Source organism: Psychrobacillus sp. FSL K6-2843 (genome assembly GCF_038626375.1).
Taxonomy (GTDB): Bacteria; Bacillota; Bacilli; order Bacillales_A; family Planococcaceae; genus Psychrobacillus; species Psychrobacillus faecigallinarum.
Genome location: NZ_CP152021.1, coordinates 2,095,827 through 2,114,235, shown reverse-complemented (window position 1 = coordinate 2,114,235; position 18,409 = coordinate 2,095,827). Strand labels below are relative to the sequence as shown.

The window sequence follows — 18,409 nt, the reverse complement described above, 5'->3', positions numbered from 1 at the left end:
CATGGTACAAACAAAAGCTGGGCGATATGGACGTTTCGGAGGTCAATTTGTTCCTGAGACACTTATGACTGCTTTAGTAGAATTAGAGAATGCCTATAAAACAGCAATCGAAGATGCTTCCTTTTTAGAAGAGGTAGAATATTACTTAAAGGACTACGTGGGAAGAGAAACTCCTCTCTATTTTGCTGAACGTCTTACAAAGGAAATCGGTGGAGCAAAAATTTTATTGAAGAGGGAAGATTTAAATCATACAGGCGCTCATAAAATAAACAATACAATCGGCCAAGCGCTACTGGCAGTCAGAATGGGTAAGAAGAAAATTGTAGCAGAAACAGGTGCAGGCCAGCATGGAGTTGCTACTGCTACTGTTTGTGCACTGTTTAATCTCGAGTGCATTGTTTTTATGGGAAAAGAAGATGTTCGCAGACAGGAACTGAACGTTTTCCGGATGGAGCTACTCGGTGCAAAGGTTGTATCGGTAGACCAAGGCTCTGGAACTTTAAAGGACGCAGTCAACGAAGCACTTAGATATTGGGTTGCAAATGTCGAGGACACCCATTATATTTTAGGCTCAGCTCTTGGTCCCCATCCTTTTCCGAGAATTGTTCGGGATTTTCAACGTGTTATCGGTGTAGAGACTAAGAAGCAAGTACTAGAAAAGGATGGAAAACTCCCTAATGCCATCGTTGCCTGTGTAGGCGGAGGAAGCAATGCAATAGGAATGTTCCATCCCTTTATAGACGATTCAGAAGTGGCTTTGTACGGTGTTGAAGCAGCGGGAGAGGGTATTGAAACCGGAAGGCATGCTGCGGCAATCGCCGGGGGGAAGGAAGGTGTATTGCATGGAGCTTATATGTACGTCCTGCAAAATGAAGACGGATTTATACAGGAAGCACATTCAATTTCCGCCGGTTTAGATTATCCAGCGGTTGGTCCGGAGCATAGCTATTTACATGACATTGGAAGAGTGAAGTATCTTTCTGTGAAGGATTCTGAAGCATTAGAAGGATTACAATTACTAGCTAGAACGGAAGGAATTATTCCAGCCCTAGAGAGTTCCCATGCTATATATTTTGCAGCTAAACTTGCTAAGAAAATGAGCCCAGAGGATACAATAGTCATTTGTCTTTCTGGTCGTGGTGATAAAGACGTACACACAGTTAGAGATGCATTAGGAGGCTCAAATCATGTCTAAAAGAAAACTTACAAATGCATTAGTTAATTGTTTAAGCAGCGGCGATAAAGTATTTATTCCTTATATTATGGCTGGGGACGGGGGGCTGGATCAGTTAAAGGAGAGAGTTCTACTTCTCCAAGAGGCTGGAGCAACAGCTATTGAATTAGGAATTCCATTTTCTGATCCAGTGGCCGATGGACCAACTATCCAACAAGCTGGTGAACGAGCACTTAAAGTGGATGCTACATTGAAAAATATCATTGCTGAACTGGAAGGAATCTATCAAGAGATACATATTCCATTAGTTATTATGACGTATTATAATCCTTTGTTGAGCTATGGATTGAGTAATTTTGCACAGGATTGTGAACGACTTGGTATTGCCGGGTTAATCGTACCGGATGTGCCCTATGAGGAGAGTGACATTTTGAGAATCGCCTTAAGAGAAACAGATGTAGCTTTAGTGCCTCTTGTGTCACTGACTAGCCCGAAAGAACGTATAGTTAAAATCGTGAATGCTGGAGAAGGTTTTATATACGCTGTCACGGTCAACGGAATAACTGGTACTCGTGAAAAGTTCAATAAAGACTTAGTAGAGCATTTGAAATCTATCAAAGAACTTAGTAATATACCAGTGATGGCAGGATTCGGCATATCATCTCCTAAGCAAGTAGAGGAAATGACTAGTATGGCTGATGGAGTCATTGTCGGAAGTGCAATTGTAGAGGCATTTCATAAAAAAGATTTGAATAAAATTAAAATCTTGGTGAAAGCTTCTAAACGAAAAATTATATCTTAAAAACATAGACACATAAACGTCTTTCTTACAGACTAACAATTAATAAAATGATCTTAAGCAATCCGAAATAATTCTATCTCGGATTGCTTTTTTATTGAAGCATCTATTTTTAAAAGGGAATAAAAAGGGTTTTTAAAGGAAAGCTAGAATTTATTATAAAAGCTGCTTTACTCGGATAATCAACGAAATTAATCTCCAGTTGAATGGCTTTGAACAAGGATTTATTCTTGAAAAAGATTACTAGTAATTAAGATGGATATTTATTTCAAGATTATTAGAAATAAATGATATTACTACTAATGGCTGTTGAAATACAATCACAAAAAATACTGATGAGTAGGTGCGGTTAAATGTTAAAGATAAAGAATCCAAAAGATATTCATCTTCTTTCGGAATTTCTCGAGAAATTGAATCTCCAGCCTGAGTATCATATCGGTTATTGTGGAGTTATAGCTAAAGAAATTGAAGATACTATTCTACATGATTTCTCTGACTTAGACTTTGAGCACTCATTTGTCATTGCCACTGAACATGCCATTATTAAAGGTGCTCTTGGCTTTGATGTGGATGAGCAATTAAGAACTATTGAAGTTTGGGGACCATTTGTTTTAGCTTCAGAGGAATATCGGGAGATAGCAGATGGAATGTGGAATCATTTAGTTTCACAGATGCCATTTGACGTAAAATCCTTTCAGTTCTTTGTTCATAAGGAGAATTTTCGTACAAGAGAGTACATTCGGGAAAAAGGGGGAGTGGAAATAGGACAGCATCTGATATTATCTATCATTAAGAAAAACCACTCATCTCCGCAAAACATCAAAATTTTACAATACAGCCCATCATTCGAAGATTCCTTTACAGCTCTCCATAATGCATCATTTTCTAATACTTACTATAATAGCTCCGATATTTTGAGACGTTTGGACAATAAAAATAAGCTTTTTATATTTGCAGAGGGTCTAGAAAAAGTTAATGGATATGTTTACGTAGAGATAGAATCAAGTCAAAACAATGGCTCTATTGAATATATAGCAGTTTCCAGTGATTATCAGAAGCAAGGAATCGGGACTCAACTTATTCAATCCGCTCTCAATTACTTATTTTCTTATGACACTATTAAAGAAATTACATTGAGTGTCAGAGCTGAAAATGAAAAAGCATTGGCTTTATACAAATCGGTAGGCTTTGAATTGAAGTACGAGCTAATAGCCCTAAGGAAATAATAGTACCACTAGTTCACAGATCGCCCCGATATTCAAACAGGAAAAAGCGAGAATGTAACAGGAAGGATCAGACCTCTTGTCCCAATTACTTTTAAGGAATTACCAAATGACCAATTATAAGAACTATGATGATGAATGAACGAGAGATTAGAATCGAAAATTAAAAAAACCTAGTAATTTCCCAATAGTTGCTCTACAATTAGCACTAGGTGCTAATTGTAGATAGTAAGGTGGATCATATGTATAAATTTGTATTAAATATCGCTAAAATAATTGTAAGATTATTCGGCAAGGTAGAAGTATTAAAGAAAGAGAGGCTTCCACAACAAGAAGCATACATTGTTACTTGTACTCATAGGGGTTGGCTAGAGATTGTAATATTAGGAATTGCTATTCCAAGACCTGTTCATTTCATGGCAAAAAAAGAGCTCTTTGATAATCCAATCATTGGATTTATTTTACGCAAAATCAATGCATTTCCGGTAGATAGAGAAAATCCTTCTCCAAGCACTATAAAAATTCCCGTTAAACTACTAAAAAGAAAAGAGGTTGTCGGCATTTTCCCAAGCGGAACTCGAAATTCAGAGGGAGCACCTTTAAAAAGAGGAGCAGTAACTATTGCAAATCTTTCGAAAGCCCCGATTGTTCCAGCATATTATTACGGTCCGCGAACATTGAAGGAATTAAAAAGAATGAAAAAAGCTGTAATAATTTTTGGTGAACCAATTTTCATACATGTTCAAAAAAAAGACGAACTAGCTAGCTACACAGAATTGCTAAACGAAAGAACAAAATTTTTAGAAGAGGAACTCCAAACTACATTAGAATTAAGAAATAATAATCAGACCTAAGCCTTACATTACAAGAGACTTAGGTCTATTTTTTTCATAACATATCTTTATTATAATTTGGTAAATGTTAACTTTTGAAGGGGTGTATGAAATGGAGAATAGTAAAAGAAGTTGGTCATTTGTACGTTTTATTCCGCACTGCTATTTTGCATTCTTTTGATCGTCACATCATTATCACCTCTAGCTGATTTGCGTGCGCACTTGGTGCAATTAGTATCTTATTTCTGATATTTTATTGGTGATCGTTGGATTCAAGGATTTGTATGGAGTACAGATGTTAGTCGCTATATGGATAAGTATTTTGTTATTAATAGCAAATTGCTCTTGATGTATATTACTTTTTCTAGGTGGAAGTCGATATAACCTTGCTATAACAATAGTATGAAGAGCATATGCTATATACGGCTTAGGTCTTACACTTAAACAGTTCTTCAGACCATTTATATGTTTTTCAAACACACTATAATGAAGTTAAGGAGGGAAATACATGAACTTAAAAAAAATTATTATCTTATGTGTATCAATTTTACTCGTAGGAGCTATCATCAATATTGGTTTTGATATAAAAGGTCTATTTCACGCAGACGCAGCTAAAGTGTCAACTATAGCAGAGACGTATGAAAATGTGGAGGTTGTATCAGACAATGCTTCCATTACAGTTTTACCTACAACCGATTCAAACACTAAGGTAGAATATACAGGAAATACAAAACAGAAGAAAAAATATAAGTTTTCAGCAAAAGTTAAGGGTGATACTCTTTATGTAGAGTTGTTAGAAAAGAGATGGAATACTTTTCAATTTGGTATTAATTCGGGTAGCACGAAACTAACGATTTATCTTCCAGAAAAGGTTTATGATGATATTAATCTTTCAACTTCAAATGGAAGTATCAAAGCAAACGATATTCAGGGTGATCAACTTATTTTTGAATCCAATAACGGGTCAGTGTTACTAGAAGACATCGTTGGAAAAAATGTTCATGCTGAAACAGATAACGGAAAAGTTGCTTTGAAAAATATAGCTGGAATCATTGTGGCTGATTCAGATAACGGTGCGATAAGTCTAGAAACGAAAAATCTTGATCAACATATTAACCTCAGCACTGATAATGGAGCTATTGAAGTAAAGACAGAGAATGAACCGACGAATGCAACTATTCAAGCAAAAAACGACTTAGGCGGAATCGATCTTTTCGGTTCATCTGATTCTTCTATCACTTACGGTAAGGGAGAATATCTCATCAAACTTGATACTGATTTAGGTAGAATTTCTGTTCGAAAGTAGAATAATAAGTGAGCGGACTATGAATTTTCTATTTATAGTCCATTTTCTCATTATATTAATTTTCGGTTTCTCTTTCTAAGCTTATCGTCATTTTCCTGCTGATCGTTTCCATCCCTAACTTTTCATAAAAGGCAATAGCACTTTCATTGAAGTTCCACACATTAAGTTCCAAGGCTGTTGCTCCTTTACTATTTGCCCAGTACATACACCCTTCAAATAGTACTTTTCCTATACCCATTCTTTTATGACTGCTTTTTACTCCAAAATCGTTTATGTATGCATATTTTCTTGGAGTAAGAGATTTGAAAGGTGGGGCCTCCATTACCTCCAATACAGCGAAACCTAGGATTTGATTATTTTTTCTAACTACTAATACTTCGCTTGCTGGTTCGATTAACAACGATTGAAAGTAATCGTGTGGCATTACTTTGTCGACTCTGCTAAAAATATGGGGTAAAGCTCGGTGGTGTTCATCTTGACTCTCTTTTACTATGGAGTTAACCTCATCAAAATCAGCTATGGTTGCAGTTTCTATTGCAATACTCATTTTATCTCCAACTTTCAGTAGTTATTTCATTCTATTTTACTAAAGTATTTTTTAAATATAAATAACAATTCTCACAAATTAATGAAGAAGCACCAAAGATATTATTAATTATTTTATACTTATAAGAGAAACTAATATATTTTAGAAATGGTAAATTAAGAGCTAGAGAATGGAGGCAGGGTAATGGAGTATCCACAATCGTTTGTGCAAAAGATAAAGGGGGCTTTTGGAGAAGAAGGTATACAATGGCTTAGTCATTTACATCAAATCATAGAAGTGTACGAAAAAAAGTGGGAACTAACAATATTAAGGCCGGTAGATAACTTATCCTACAACTATGTATTAAATGTTAAGCAAATAAACGGCTGTCCAGCAATTTTAAAAATCGGTGTCCCCAATATAGATTTTTCAAATGAAATCAACACCCTTGCTTCATATGATGGAAATGGAAGCGTAAAACTTTTGCGATATGAAAAGAAAGATGGAATTATGCTACTGGAGAAAATTATTCCAGGCAACATGCTGTTTGATTTATCAGAAGAAGAAGCAATTGAACAATACGCCACTGTATGGTCAAAACTCCCTAGGAAGGTAAATCTATCACTTACTACGCACAATATTAGTAAATGGTTCTCCGCCTTTGACCGATATGTAGAAAGTGATTATGACTTTGTCGAATATCCTCCAAAGAAGTTTGTACTTGAAGCAAAGCTTCATTCTCTGGACTTTATGAATCCATCCAATGAATTTCTTTTACATGGTGATTTACACCATGAAAACATCCTTTACTCAGAGGAAAAAGGATGGACCGTAATTGATCCAAAAGGAGTGGTAGGTCATCTTTACTTAGACTTCGCCTCTTTTATGGTTAATCATCTGCCAAAAAACAAAGATGTAAAACAGGTACTCAATAATCGAATTAACCGTTTATCAAATCTTTTACATTTAGAGAAACAAAAATTAGTTGAAGCTAGTTTCGTAATGGCAACCTTAAGCATGTGTTGGGCAATTGAAGATAATGATTCCTATTGGAGAAAGGTATATTATTGTGCCCAATGTTTTAAAGAACTCCTCATAGAGGAGTGTTAGTATAATAGTAGTTGAAAACTTAAAAGTGGACAACAATGCCTAAAAGGTTCGAGCACAACTTAAAAAGATGGATAAAATGAATCATTTTCTCCATCTTTTTGTATTTAGGACTATTTAGACTTACCTATTTTAACTGTATATTGCAGTTTGATTTTGAATAAATAATGCATAAAATGGAAACACTTTTTCGTAGGATACTCACGAAAAGAGGGAAGAAATGTTTTTTTTAAAACGAAAGAAGAAAGTCGTATTATCATCATCGAGCACTGGTGATCGATTTGATTCAAAACAATTCGATAAACAACAATCCCTCAAGCAACAACTTGATGAAAATCTCAAGACTATTACAAGCTCCCTTGGTAATAGTAATGATATTATCATTCGAGAAATAAAAATTGGAACAAACGGAATTTTAAAAGCTGCAATTATATATACAGATGGACTTAGTGATGCTAATGCTATACAAGAATTTGTAATGGAATCATTAATGATTGATTTGAATGATATTCCAATTGGCGAAACTATAATGAATGAATCTGAAATTATGAATACGTTAAAGAATTATGCATTAACTGTTGGAGAATTAAAAGAAGTGAAAGATTTTAATATGTTGTTCACCTCTTTACTATCAGGAAACACTATCTTATTGATTGACGGTGCAGAATTAGGTTTTATAATCGGAAACAAAAATTGGCAGCAACGTGCAGTTGCAGAGCCGACTTCACAAACTGTCATAAGAGGTCCTAAAGAAGCTTTTACAGAAAATTTAAGGGTTAATACTGCCTTAATCAGAAGAATTATAAAGGATACAAATCTATGGATGGAACAAGTTGAGCTGGGTACAAGGACCAAAACCAATATTGCCATTATGTATATTAACGGAGTTGCAGAAGAGTCTGTTATTAAAGAGGTTCATGCACGTTTGAATGAAATTAATATTGATGGAATATTAGAGAGTGCTTATGTCGAAGAATTAATACAGGATGAACCCAACACCCCTTTTCCAACAATCTATAATACGGAGCGACCTGATTCTGTAGCTGCTTGCTTGTTAGAAGGTAGGGTAGCAATTTTTGTAGATGGTTCTCCTTATGCTCTTATAGTACCTACATTATTTGTTCAATTTTTTCATTCCCCAGAGGACTTTTATCAAAGGCATTGGATGGCTACTTTTGTTCGATTATTGAGATTTTTCGCCTTTAGTATATCCTTGTTATTTCCCGCCATGTTCATAGCCTTAGTAAACTTTCATAGAGAAATGTTACCTACTGAATTATTAGTAAGTATAGCTTCTCAAAAAGAAAATACACCTTTTTCTACGCTTACTGAGGTAGTCGTGATGGAAATAGCTTTTGAACTTTTAAGAGAGGCAGGTCTCCGGATGCCTCGAGTTATAGGATCTGCGATGTCAATTGTCGGAGCTTTTGTAATAGGAACAGCAGCAGTAGAAGCTGGGTTAATATCTGCGGTAATGGTAATTGTAGTCTCGCTCACTGCAATTGCTAGCTTTGTAGCACCGACCTATAACATTGCAATCTCAGGAAGATTACTACGTTTTGGTTTTATATTATTGGCTGGTATGTTTGGATTATTTGGTATTGTACTAGGACTAATTTTGTTGATACTTCATTTATGTCATCTTAAATCTTTCGGAATCCCATATATGTATCCATTTGCGCCATTTCATTTAGTTGGACAGAAAGACACAGTATTGCGTTCACCTCTTCAGAAAATGACTCATCGTTCTTCCTACTTTTCTAAGAATTTGGTGAGACAACATGCTCCTAGCACTAAAGAGAAAAAGAGTAAGGGGAAAACATAAAAATTATGACAAAAAAAATGGCCTTAATGATTTGTTTATTGTTACTTTCCGGGTGTTGGGATAAATCAGAGTTAAATGAAATAGCAATAGCATTGGCTATTGGTATCGATTTAATAGATGATGAATACGTGATAACAGCTCAAGTCATTGTACCATCAGAACTTTCTCAAAATGGGGGGACTGGGAACTCGCAAATTACAATGCTGAAAGCAAAAGATAAAAGTGTACTCGGAGCAATTAATAAAGTCACCGAAGCTTCACCTCGAGCAATATATCCTGGTCACCTTCAAATATTAGTCTTTGGTGAAACATTAGCTCGAGAAAAAGGAATTGTAGAGACAGTTGATTCATTCACTAGAAATTGGGAGGTTCGGTCTGATTTTTTTATTGCTGTAGCAAAGGATACTAATGCAGAGGAGATATTAAAGGTACAGACCCCTCTTGAAATTGCTCCTATTCATATGTTTTACAGCATCCAGCAAACTGCTCAAAACAGTGGTAAAAGCGTAAGGATTTCCTTAATCGAAATTGCACAAGAATTAGAGAAGGTTGGAAAACAACCAGTATTAGCAAAAGTAGAATTAAAAGGAGATACAAAAAAAGGTGCTAGTAAACAAAATTTAGAAGGGATAAATCCAGAGGCTCAGCTTAACATGTCAGGACTTAGTGTATTTAAAAAGGATAAATTAGTTGGATGGTTAGAGCAAGAGGATACAGTCAACTTTAACATTATAACGAATCATCTAAAATCAACAGTAGATACTGTTTCCTGTCCTAAAGAAGGAAATATTGAACTAAGAATAAACAAGGCTAAATCCAAATTGAAAGGCAATGTTATCGGTGGTCAGCCAAAAATTGATATGAATATAAAATTATCAGGAAATATAAATGCAATTGCTTGTGACATTGATATCCAAGATGAAAACATCATTAAGGAATTAGAAACAAACTACGAAAAACAACTGAAAGCCTCTATGCTAAAAACAATAAAAAAATTACAGGGCGAACATCATTCAGATATATTTGGTTTTGGAAGGACTATATATGAAAATGATCCAAAGGGTTGGAACAAAATAAAAGAACAGTGGACAGAGGAATTATTCGCAGAGCTGGAAGTAAATATTGAAGTGGAAGCAACAATAAAAAATACAGGAATAACCAATAACTCTCTTTTGGGTAATGTAAAGGATTAAATTGAATGGTAAATAGCTTAATTATCATATCTATTGGGGTATTAATCATCAAATTGGATTTACCTTTATTGAAAAATAAATCAGGGAAAAAAGAGAAATTTTTATATTGGATTTTATTTTTTTTAGGATTGGGTCTTTGCTTTTTTATAGCATTCAGTATTCCAATTCCATTAGCAGATTTTTTGTCCAAATTATTTAAGCCTATTAGCAATTTACTTATGGACGAAAAATTGTAAAGAAAGGAGCGAAACATTATAACTTCCTATAACATAAATTCATTTCAATTTTTTGTGCTCGTTCTTTTTTTTACAATTGGTTCTAGCATCATATTCGTTCCGTCACATCTGGCACAGCATTCCGAGCAAGATGCCTGGATAGCTAGTATTATGGGAATACTGGGGAGTATAGTAATTGTCTATATGTATACCTTATTAGCTGGCTGGTTTCCAGGTTTAAATTATATTGCTATTAATAAGAAAATATTTGGAGGTTTTCTCGGGTCCATTTTTTCTATTTTCTTTATTATTTTGGTAATCATTTTCGCTGCAATATTACTGGCAGATGCGGGTTCATTTCTCACCACACAGATGCTACCTAAAACACCTCCGGTTATTATTAATGCCTTACTCGCATTCTTGGTGGTAGTAGCTCTTAGATTAGGATTGAATACACTTGCACTTTCCGCAGAAATATTATTATTTATATTTCTCATCTTCTTTTCCTTTCTAGTGCTGTCTACTTTATCAATAGTAGATACACATAATTTATTGCCAGTGTTTCAGAAAAATATTGGCACTTTAGCAGATTCCTCTTTATTTTACATTGTAATATCCACTACCAATTCACTCGTTTTACTTATGGTTTACCCTTACGTTTCAGAAGGCGTGAAGAAGGCGAAAAAAGCTTATCTTTTCGGTAACTTTGTAGGGGGAGTATTAGTATTTATTGTTACTATCTTGTGCATTGCTGTACTAAGTGCACCTTTAACCTCCAGATTGACTTATCCAAGCTATTACCTTGCAAAACAAATTACGATTGGAGATGCAGTAAGCCGTATTGAAGCCTTGATGGCTGGTATTTGGATTATTAGTATATTCTTGAAGTTATGTTTATATTTTTTTGCTGCAATATTTGGGATTGTCCATCTTTTCAGATTGAAAAATTATAAATTACTTTGTTATCCCATTGGAATAATTGTTACCGCTCTTTCCATAATCATATTTCCAAATGTAGTAGTGCAACGAAATTTTGTTGGGAGTACTGTCGTTTCTATGAGTATTTTTGGCTTTTTATTCATCCCAATCTTAATGATGCTTGTGTATTCTATCCGCAGAAAATCATTAAAGGCACAAAATAAAACACTTGAAACAGATCCGTGATGAGTTAATTCATTGCTGGGTCTTTTTTTATTCCAATTTTTAAAAATTTATTGTTTACTACGTTCTACTCAGGGAAACCAATTAATAATGATAGGAAAAGGGGGGAAGAATATGAACGCTGCAATCCAATATAACGGATTGGTATTACTTTATGGCTATCTTCAAAGGTTATACGTTCATGAAAGAACAAAAGGGCTGCTTGATAATGGAGCTTTTAACGTGGAGAAAATAGATATTATTACACAACATTTAAAGAAAATACATGACATTACAGATGTATTTGACAACAATAAAAAATTAGATGAAACAAATCAGGCTTTGTTGTTAGACATAGCTAATGTTTGCAGCGAAATGTCTGATGAATACAAAAATGAAATCTTAAATAGCAAAACCTTTAAGGATGAGCTCGCAGTAGTTGCCTCTACTATTTACGCCGAGGAGCATATAAATAATGGAATCATAAAAATGGGCGAGTTATTTAATCCAGAAATTCAAGATCGGTTCATGCAACAAATATTATATTACAGAAATCGAGTAGCACTTGTAAATGCTGTAGTACAAAAAGAAACAGAAGGCAAAGAGATATCAGAAAAAGAAAAGGAACAAATAAAAAATTGGTATGTGGAAACTTCGCAAACCTCTAGTTACATGAAAAAGGATTTTGATTCCATTAAGGAGTACATTCAAAGCTAAAAAGAGAATTATACTAGATTAGATTGAGAGCTCCCTTCAAGGTAATTATACGGAAATGATTTTCTAAAGTACTCTCAGAGCCAATCTCAAGCATTCATAAAAAACGACAAAAATCCTAAATAAAGTAAAATATTTAAAGAAATTTTAAAAAGGTTCCCAAATTCATATTTGGGAACCTTTTTTGTGATAAAATGGGTGTTATGAGGTGAGCGAATTGCAACGAGAAATCCCAAGATTACTTAAGGACTTTTTAGTATATTTAACAACAATTAAAGGGAAATCTCCCCGTACGAGAAAAGAGTATGAATATGATATAAGTTTGTTTCTTCGATTTATTAAATCATTGGATGATGATATACCAGCTAGGAAAATAGACGAGATAAACATAAAAGATGTTACCATTGATCGAATACGTAAAATTACATTAGAAGATTTATACATGTTTATAGAATTTTGTGAGATACAAAGAAACAATAGTGCTGCTACAAGAGCAAGAAAGGTAGCTACACTAAAATCTTTTTTCAAATATTTAAAAGGGAAAAGAAAATTATTGGAGGATAATCCAGCTGATGAGCTGGAAAGCCCCAAGATAGGAAAAAAATCTCCCATTTACATGAACCAAGGAGAGGCAGAGCAGTTTATAGCAGCTATCAAGCATAGCAACCACTATTACCGTAACTATTGCATGGTAATACTCTTTTTAAATTTAGGACTCCGAGTATCGGAGCTATGTGGCTTAAACATTAATTCGATTCATGATCGAACACTTCGAATTGTAGGTAAAGGAGACAAGGAGCGCACGGTATATTTAAATAATGCCTGTCTCAGCTCTATTCGCAATTATTTTGAAAAGGAAAGATCATCTATACATGGGGCGAATAGTAATACTGCTTTATTTCTATCCCAAAAAGGGACACGCCTAACTAGACAAACTGTGGCTAAAATTATTAAACAGATCAATATGGATTCTGGACTAAAAAACGATAATATCACTCCACATAAGCTGCGCCATTCAGCTGCAACCATTATGTATAAACACGGAGCTGATATTAGAAGCCTGCAGCAAATTTTAGGTCATACAAGTGTCTCTACCACTCAAATCTATACACATGTTGAAGATAAAGAGATTCAACATGTTTTGGAGAGTAATCCATTCAATCAAACTAATTAATAGGTTTACATAATATTATTATGTAAACCTATTTTTTTAAATCCATAACATTGTATTAACTTAACAGCAGGGAGTTTATACATTCAAATATTCCTTTTTAATCATGTAAAAGTATGCAGAACGAAATAAGGACTTGATTTTACAACTTACTTACTAGATGTGACGATCTTATTTCAACGTCATCGAAAAATTATTAAATTTAAGGAGGATAATGCTCTTACATTGTCAAATAGAATTCTTAATATATTTTGGTGATGATACTTTAGAAATAGACTTGGGACTTAATACAAGCTATTCCAAGTAATGATGCTAAATATGGAATATAAGGGCATTAGTACAAACATAAAGGGGAATATGTAATGGAAATAAAGACATTAGCTAAATGCACTTTAGATGAGATCACTGAAGCATGGAATAAAGGATTTGAAGGTTATTTATTGCCTGCTACGATGGATACTCACTCATTAATCAAGAAAATAGTAGGTGAGGAGCTTTCGACTGATTTTTCTATCGTCGGTTTTATGGAAGGCAAACCAGTTGGCATTATTTTAACTGGCATAAGGGAAGATGGCGGCAAAAAATTAGCCTGGAATGGTGGAACAGGTGTTGCTCCTTCCTATAGAGGCAAAGGAGCTGCACTTAAAATGATGGAAGCACTTTTTGAAATCTATCGGAAAAATAATGTTTCAACAGCAACTCTTGAGGCACTTGAAAAAAATGAAAGAGCGATCGCTTTATATAAAAAGTTAGGATATGAAGTGAAGGATTATTTATTATTCATAAGTAAAAAGATTAATAGCGATGAATTTACCTTGCAAAATAACAAGTGGACAATGGAAGCAGTTTTACCTGAACAGCTTGCTAAAATTGATTTCTATACATCAAATATTCCATGGCAGTGCCAGTGGCAGAGCCTCAAACACGGGGATGCCTTTGTTGTTAAAGATCAGCTGGGAGGCAGTGTAGGCTATGGTCTTTACAAAAAAGTGATAAATGCAGAAGGCAAGGTTGAAAAGGTCAACATCTACGATTTGAATTATCAACCTGAAAAAATAAATAGTACAGAATTTACGAGGAAGTTTATATCTTACTTAGCAGCAAGTATGGAGAATTCGATTGAACTATCAACATTTAACTTTCCATCAAATAATCCTCTAGCAGAAGTTCTTATGGAGATTGGATTTGAAAAGAAAATTGTCCAAGTATATATGGAGAAGCTGATGTAATACCATTGCCGATAAATATACGAAAGAAAAGCGATTGCTTATATAATTAAAAACGGTCTCCATTTCTCATGAATTGAATTTGAGAAATGGAGATTTTCGTAATTCGAATCGCATACATCTGCTTAAAATGAGAGAAAAGTGATATTTATATGCGTTTATTCTAATAGAACTTCTATGTACGTCTGGAGCTTAAAATATCAAGACTAACCACCCTAGATGGTGCATGAGTATGGTTTATACTAATAGCTCCTGCTTTTTATGCATGTTCCATTTCATGTTCCACTTCCACTAAATTACTATAATAATATTATGTAAACTAATTATTATCTTCCATATTATGCAAGCAAGTACATACGTCTAATTAGCATAACTGAATATACTACAAAAGGAATATGTAGAAAACGAGGGGAAGCAATGAAAATAAGGGATATTTATGAGCGACTTCTAAGGGGAGAGAAGTTCAAAGGAGTAAATGAAATAAAGTTAAACCACTTACCCGTAAAACGACCAGCAGATTTGGTTGGGCCTTCGCCAATTATGCAGGAGATAGCTGAAAAGCACTCCAAACATTTTAAAGAAAAAAATAGAAAGTACCCACTTTGAACAAGTGGGTACTAACTGTTGTTTTGAAAATAAGTCATTCTCTTTACTAGCGGCTCGGACTTGTTTACATGGATTGGTTTAACTAAATCTCCGGTTATTGCAGCAGTCTTTAAAGGTTTCGAACTTTTTTTTGTCGTATTGAATCTACCCAGTTTTCTTGCTGCCCGATTTTTAACATCCTCGGTGCAAATAGGTACCTTTTCACTTAGCATACTCAACACTCCTTTAATGTATAAATTATATTTTATTGGTTTTCAATTGATTCTGAGTTAGTCAATGCCACCATGTATTCAATATTTTCAATATTTTTGGCAATTGTTTTATGAAGAAGCTCAAAAAGATATTTATCAATAATATCAAACGAGTAAGTAAAGCTTTCAATCACTGTCGTAAATTCTAAATTGTCATATGCAAAATAGTAAACTAAATAATTTTTCTTCCATACATTTAAGTCATCTGTCCTATTAAATACTACTGCCTCTCCAGTTTCCTTTGATTCATCTATTAAGTCCACAAACTTTTCAGGGGTGTCTCCTGTATACACAGCAAAAGAAAACGCACCGTTGATTGGTTGATTTTTGTAACCGATTTGTGTCTCCTCTAAAAAATATTCTAAAACCTCTTTAAAATCGATTGCCGACCTGAATAAGAACTCCAGAGTTCTTCCAGAGGCGTCGTCACCTGTAAAATAAGCCATGAGCTTTGCTTTTGTACCACTGATTTCCACTGTTTCAATAGCGGCTTGCTCAATATTATCTACTTCAAATTCTAAATTCAAAAACTTAAACCTTTTCAATCTCTTAAAAGCAACTGGGATTATTAAAAATAATAAAAACCATATAAATAGTAAAAAGAGTCCTCTAAAAATGACTTGGTTAAAATTTGATTCAACAAAGGGTTTTATAATAAGTGAAAAAGCAGTTTCTTGAACAGTTTGTACTGTATTAGAATTATCTACCTCGATTTCCTGAAGAAAAAATGCTTTAGGGTTCTCCTGCCATGTCGAAATGCCAATGATCAGGGAGGAGGTGGCCATCCACACCAAAATTAACAGAATTCCTATCGTATAAATATAGGGAATCATCATGTTTATCCATTGAAAGAGAGTACGTTTTTCTTGAAAACGGGAATTCATATGGGCTACGCCTCCGTCATATAAAACGAGTTGTATATTTGTTTTATCAATTGATTGTATGTGACAGAGCCCAAAATATTACCTGATTCCTCTTTATCATATGAAAGGTTGCTCCAAAAATTGATAGTAGCGATAGAATAATAGAACGGAAAAATTTAAGGGGGGGTGACCTAGTAGCTAAAAATGCATTTAATGTGCTATTATCCAGACATGCGAGAACAAGGGACAGACCATAGACATAAAATAACGTTAAAAAAGATGGTGAGACCTTATGTCACACCATCCTCTCTATATTTTTCTATTAGTTAGAGTTTATTGTACATACTAAACATTTTTTATTTGATTAATTGAAGTTATGCTCATACCACAACGCTTGCATTTTTCTTTATAATTGCGAAACCATAACCATTTAAGCTTATTGCGGTGCTATGGAAACTTTTAGTATCGCTATATAATAGATCATATTTGCTTGTTTGGTCTAAATCCAGGGCCTGCTCCGTTTGTGATGGATTAAATAATACAAGTAGAGAATAATCATCATTGAATTTCTCATAACCAAAAATACCATTTTCAGAAGAAGGACGGATAAATCTTACAGAGCCTTCGTTCGCAAGCAGCTTCTCTTGTTTTCTTAATTTAATAAGGGTTTTAATATGGGTTTTCATCTCCAGATTATGCTTTGATTCATCCCATTCCATACATTCTCTACAACCAGGGTCTTGACCACCAGTTAATCCGATTTCATCTCCATAATAGATACAAGGTGTCCCCATAAAGGTTAAAAGAACAGTGAAGATTTGTTTTGTTTTGTTAATATTGTTATCACATTCTGTTAATACTCTTGCCGTATCATGACTTCCAACAAGGTTAAAAGTATAGTCAAAAACATTTTTAGGATAGTTGTAATAAACTTGAGTAATATTTTCTACAAACTGTCGAGAACTAATACTTCCATTTACTAAAAGATTAAACAAATTGGTTTTAAAGGGATAGTTCATGACCGCATCAAACTCATCTCCTCGAAGCCAAGGCATCGAATCATGCCAAATCTCCCCTAATATATATATATCTGGCTTAATATTTTTTACTACAGTTCTAAACTCTCGCCAGAAATGATGATCCACTTCATTTGCAACATCTAATCTCCAGCCGTCTATGTCATACTCCTCAATCCAGTAAGCTCCTACATCTAATAAGTATTTCTTTACTTCAGGATTAGCTGTATTTAACTTTGGCATAGACTCTACAAAACCAAACGCCTCATAATTTGGTCTCTCTCCACCTCGGACAGGGAAGTCATGAATATGGAACCAATCCTTATAATGAGAACTTTCTCCATTTTTTAATACATCTTGAAAAGGGGGGAAGTAGTACCCACTATGATTGAAAACAGCATCTAGCATCACCTTTATGCCACGCTTATGACATTCTTTCACAAGAAGCTTTAAGGATTCTTTATCACCAAATTGAGGATCGATTTCTAAGTAGTTGATTGTGTCATACTTATGGTTGGAACTAGCTTGAAATACAGGTGTAAAATATATTCCATTTATACCTAAGTCATTTAAATAATCCAAATGTTGAATGACCCCGGCAAAGTCCCCACCAAAAAAATTATTTATTGCAGGGGGCTCGGAACCCCATGCCTTAGCGATTGGAGGATTAATAGAGGGATCACCGTTTGCAAAGCGCTCTGGGAAAATTTGATACCAAACAGTGTCTTTTACCCAGGAAGGGGCCTCAAAAATATCATTACTGTGCAAATATGGAAAACAAAAATAGTAGTCGGAATCATTAGGAGCTTCCGAGTAGAACCCTTTTTCTGTATAAACAATTTGCTCATCATTTGAAATTAACTTAAAGCCATAACGGATTCTATTCGTCTCAGAGAAAACCTTAATCTCCCAGTAATCATGCACTTCATCAGATCCTACCAAATACATTCTAGCCACGTTATATTTCCATTCTCCATTTTCCCAAATGTATGGATCTCCATGGATTAGTAATGCTTCGTTAAGATCATTTGCTTTCGTCTTTAAGCGTATATGCATTGTTTTTTCTTCTAATAGATACGCTAAGTTGTCTACCGGTCTATGAAATACAGCAGCTCTTTCCATATAACTCCCCTTTTCCAATTATCACTTCTACTAATTTGACTATATTTTTACACAAATAAAATATTTTTTTAAAAAATTTAAAAAAGTGTTTGTGTAAAC

General features: G+C 34.3%; 18 protein-coding genes. 14 read left to right on the top strand and 4 right to left on the bottom strand.

The window, feature by feature from the left end:
• The first annotated feature begins 1 nt into the window (after position 1).
• The 5 genes from trpB (at position 2) to MKY94_RS10585 (ending at position 5,335) form a co-directional block, all read left to right on the top strand.
• Entirely contained in the window at positions 2 to 1,195 is a 1,194-nt protein-coding gene (gene trpB, locus MKY94_RS10605; protein ID WP_151109782.1) for a tryptophan synthase subunit beta, read from the top strand.
• Complete coding sequence (gene trpA / locus MKY94_RS10600; RefSeq protein ID WP_342577057.1) at positions 1,188 to 1,976, top strand: tryptophan synthase subunit alpha; 789 nt, start codon at positions 1,188 to 1,190, stop codon at positions 1,974 to 1,976. Before trpB ends, trpA begins: the two co-directional genes overlap by 8 nt.
• A gap of 350 nt (positions 1,977 to 2,326) precedes the next feature.
• Positions 2,327 to 3,199, top strand: coding sequence for an N-acetyltransferase (locus tag MKY94_RS10595; protein ID WP_342577056.1), 873 nt, complete (start codon positions 2,327 to 2,329; stop codon positions 3,197 to 3,199).
• A gap of 239 nt (positions 3,200 to 3,438) precedes the next feature.
• Positions 3,439 to 4,050: a lysophospholipid acyltransferase family protein gene (locus MKY94_RS10590; RefSeq protein WP_342577055.1), complete on the top strand. Its 612-nt coding sequence runs from the start codon at positions 3,439 to 3,441 to the stop codon at positions 4,048 to 4,050.
• Between the two features lie 487 nt (positions 4,051 to 4,537).
• The gene (locus tag MKY94_RS10585) at positions 4,538 to 5,335 is read left to right on the top strand and encodes a DUF4097 family beta strand repeat-containing protein (RefSeq protein WP_342577054.1); all 798 of its coding nucleotides are present in this window, start codon (positions 4,538 to 4,540) and stop codon (positions 5,333 to 5,335) included.
• Positions 5,336 to 5,390: 55 nt separating this feature from the next.
• Here the strand turns inward: MKY94_RS10585 and MKY94_RS10580 are convergent, their stop codons facing one another.
• Complete coding sequence (locus tag MKY94_RS10580; protein WP_342577053.1) at positions 5,391 to 5,882, bottom strand: GNAT family N-acetyltransferase; 492 nt, start codon at positions 5,880 to 5,882, stop codon at positions 5,391 to 5,393.
• A 183-nt stretch (positions 5,883 to 6,065) separates the two neighbouring features.
• On the opposite strand from MKY94_RS10580, the gene MKY94_RS10575 reads away from it, so the two are divergent.
• The 9 genes from MKY94_RS10575 (at position 6,066) to MKY94_RS10535 (ending at position 15,058) form a co-directional block, all read left to right on the top strand.
• Entirely contained in the window at positions 6,066 to 6,971 is a 906-nt protein-coding gene (locus MKY94_RS10575; protein WP_342577052.1) for an aminoglycoside phosphotransferase family protein, read from the top strand.
• Positions 6,972 to 7,188: 217 nt separating this feature from the next.
• Positions 7,189 to 8,793, top strand: coding sequence for a spore germination protein (locus MKY94_RS10570; protein ID WP_342577050.1), 1,605 nt, complete (start codon positions 7,189 to 7,191; stop codon positions 8,791 to 8,793).
• Between the two features lie 5 nt (positions 8,794 to 8,798).
• Positions 8,799 to 9,986 carry a Ger(x)C family spore germination protein gene (locus MKY94_RS10565; protein ID WP_342577049.1) on the top strand — a complete coding sequence of 396 codons (1,188 nt, stop codon included), beginning with the start codon at positions 8,799 to 8,801 and terminating at the stop codon, positions 9,984 to 9,986.
• Positions 9,987 to 9,991: 5 nt separating this feature from the next.
• Complete coding sequence (locus MKY94_RS10560; protein WP_151109800.1) at positions 9,992 to 10,222, top strand: hypothetical protein; 231 nt, start codon at positions 9,992 to 9,994, stop codon at positions 10,220 to 10,222.
• A 15-nt stretch (positions 10,223 to 10,237) separates the two neighbouring features.
• Positions 10,238 to 11,365 carry an endospore germination permease gene (locus MKY94_RS10555; RefSeq protein ID WP_342578679.1) on the top strand — a complete coding sequence of 376 codons (1,128 nt, stop codon included), beginning with the start codon at positions 10,238 to 10,240 and terminating at the stop codon, positions 11,363 to 11,365.
• Between the two features lie 111 nt (positions 11,366 to 11,476).
• Complete coding sequence (locus MKY94_RS10550; RefSeq protein ID WP_191697122.1) at positions 11,477 to 12,058, top strand: hypothetical protein; 582 nt, start codon at positions 11,477 to 11,479, stop codon at positions 12,056 to 12,058.
• A 214-nt stretch (positions 12,059 to 12,272) separates the two neighbouring features.
• On the top strand, positions 12,273 to 13,229 hold the full coding sequence (locus MKY94_RS10545) for a tyrosine recombinase XerC (protein ID WP_151109806.1): 957 nt from the start codon (positions 12,273 to 12,275) through the stop codon (positions 13,227 to 13,229).
• Between the two features lie 359 nt (positions 13,230 to 13,588).
• Positions 13,589 to 14,455 carry a GNAT family N-acetyltransferase gene (locus tag MKY94_RS10540; protein WP_342577048.1) on the top strand — a complete coding sequence of 289 codons (867 nt, stop codon included), beginning with the start codon at positions 13,589 to 13,591 and terminating at the stop codon, positions 14,453 to 14,455.
• Between the two features lie 414 nt (positions 14,456 to 14,869).
• Complete coding sequence (locus MKY94_RS10535; RefSeq protein WP_144536379.1) at positions 14,870 to 15,058, top strand: hypothetical protein; 189 nt, start codon at positions 14,870 to 14,872, stop codon at positions 15,056 to 15,058.
• Between the two features lie 11 nt (positions 15,059 to 15,069).
• On the opposite strand, the gene MKY94_RS10530 is transcribed toward MKY94_RS10535, so the two are convergent.
• The 3 genes from MKY94_RS10530 to MKY94_RS10520 form a co-directional block, all read right to left on the bottom strand.
• A complete protein-coding gene (locus tag MKY94_RS10530) occupies positions 15,070 to 15,270 on the bottom strand; it encodes a hypothetical protein (RefSeq protein WP_151109810.1) in 201 nt (66 codons plus the stop codon).
• 32 nt (positions 15,271 to 15,302) lie between these two features.
• Positions 15,303 to 16,193 (bottom strand): hypothetical protein, encoded by an 891-nt coding sequence (locus MKY94_RS10525; RefSeq protein WP_342577046.1) that lies wholly within the window; start codon positions 16,191 to 16,193, stop codon positions 15,303 to 15,305.
• Between the two features lie 359 nt (positions 16,194 to 16,552).
• Positions 16,553 to 18,310, bottom strand: coding sequence for a glycoside hydrolase family 13 protein (locus MKY94_RS10520; RefSeq protein ID WP_342577045.1), 1,758 nt, complete (start codon positions 18,308 to 18,310; stop codon positions 16,553 to 16,555).
• Positions 18,311 to 18,409 lie beyond the last annotated feature (99 nt).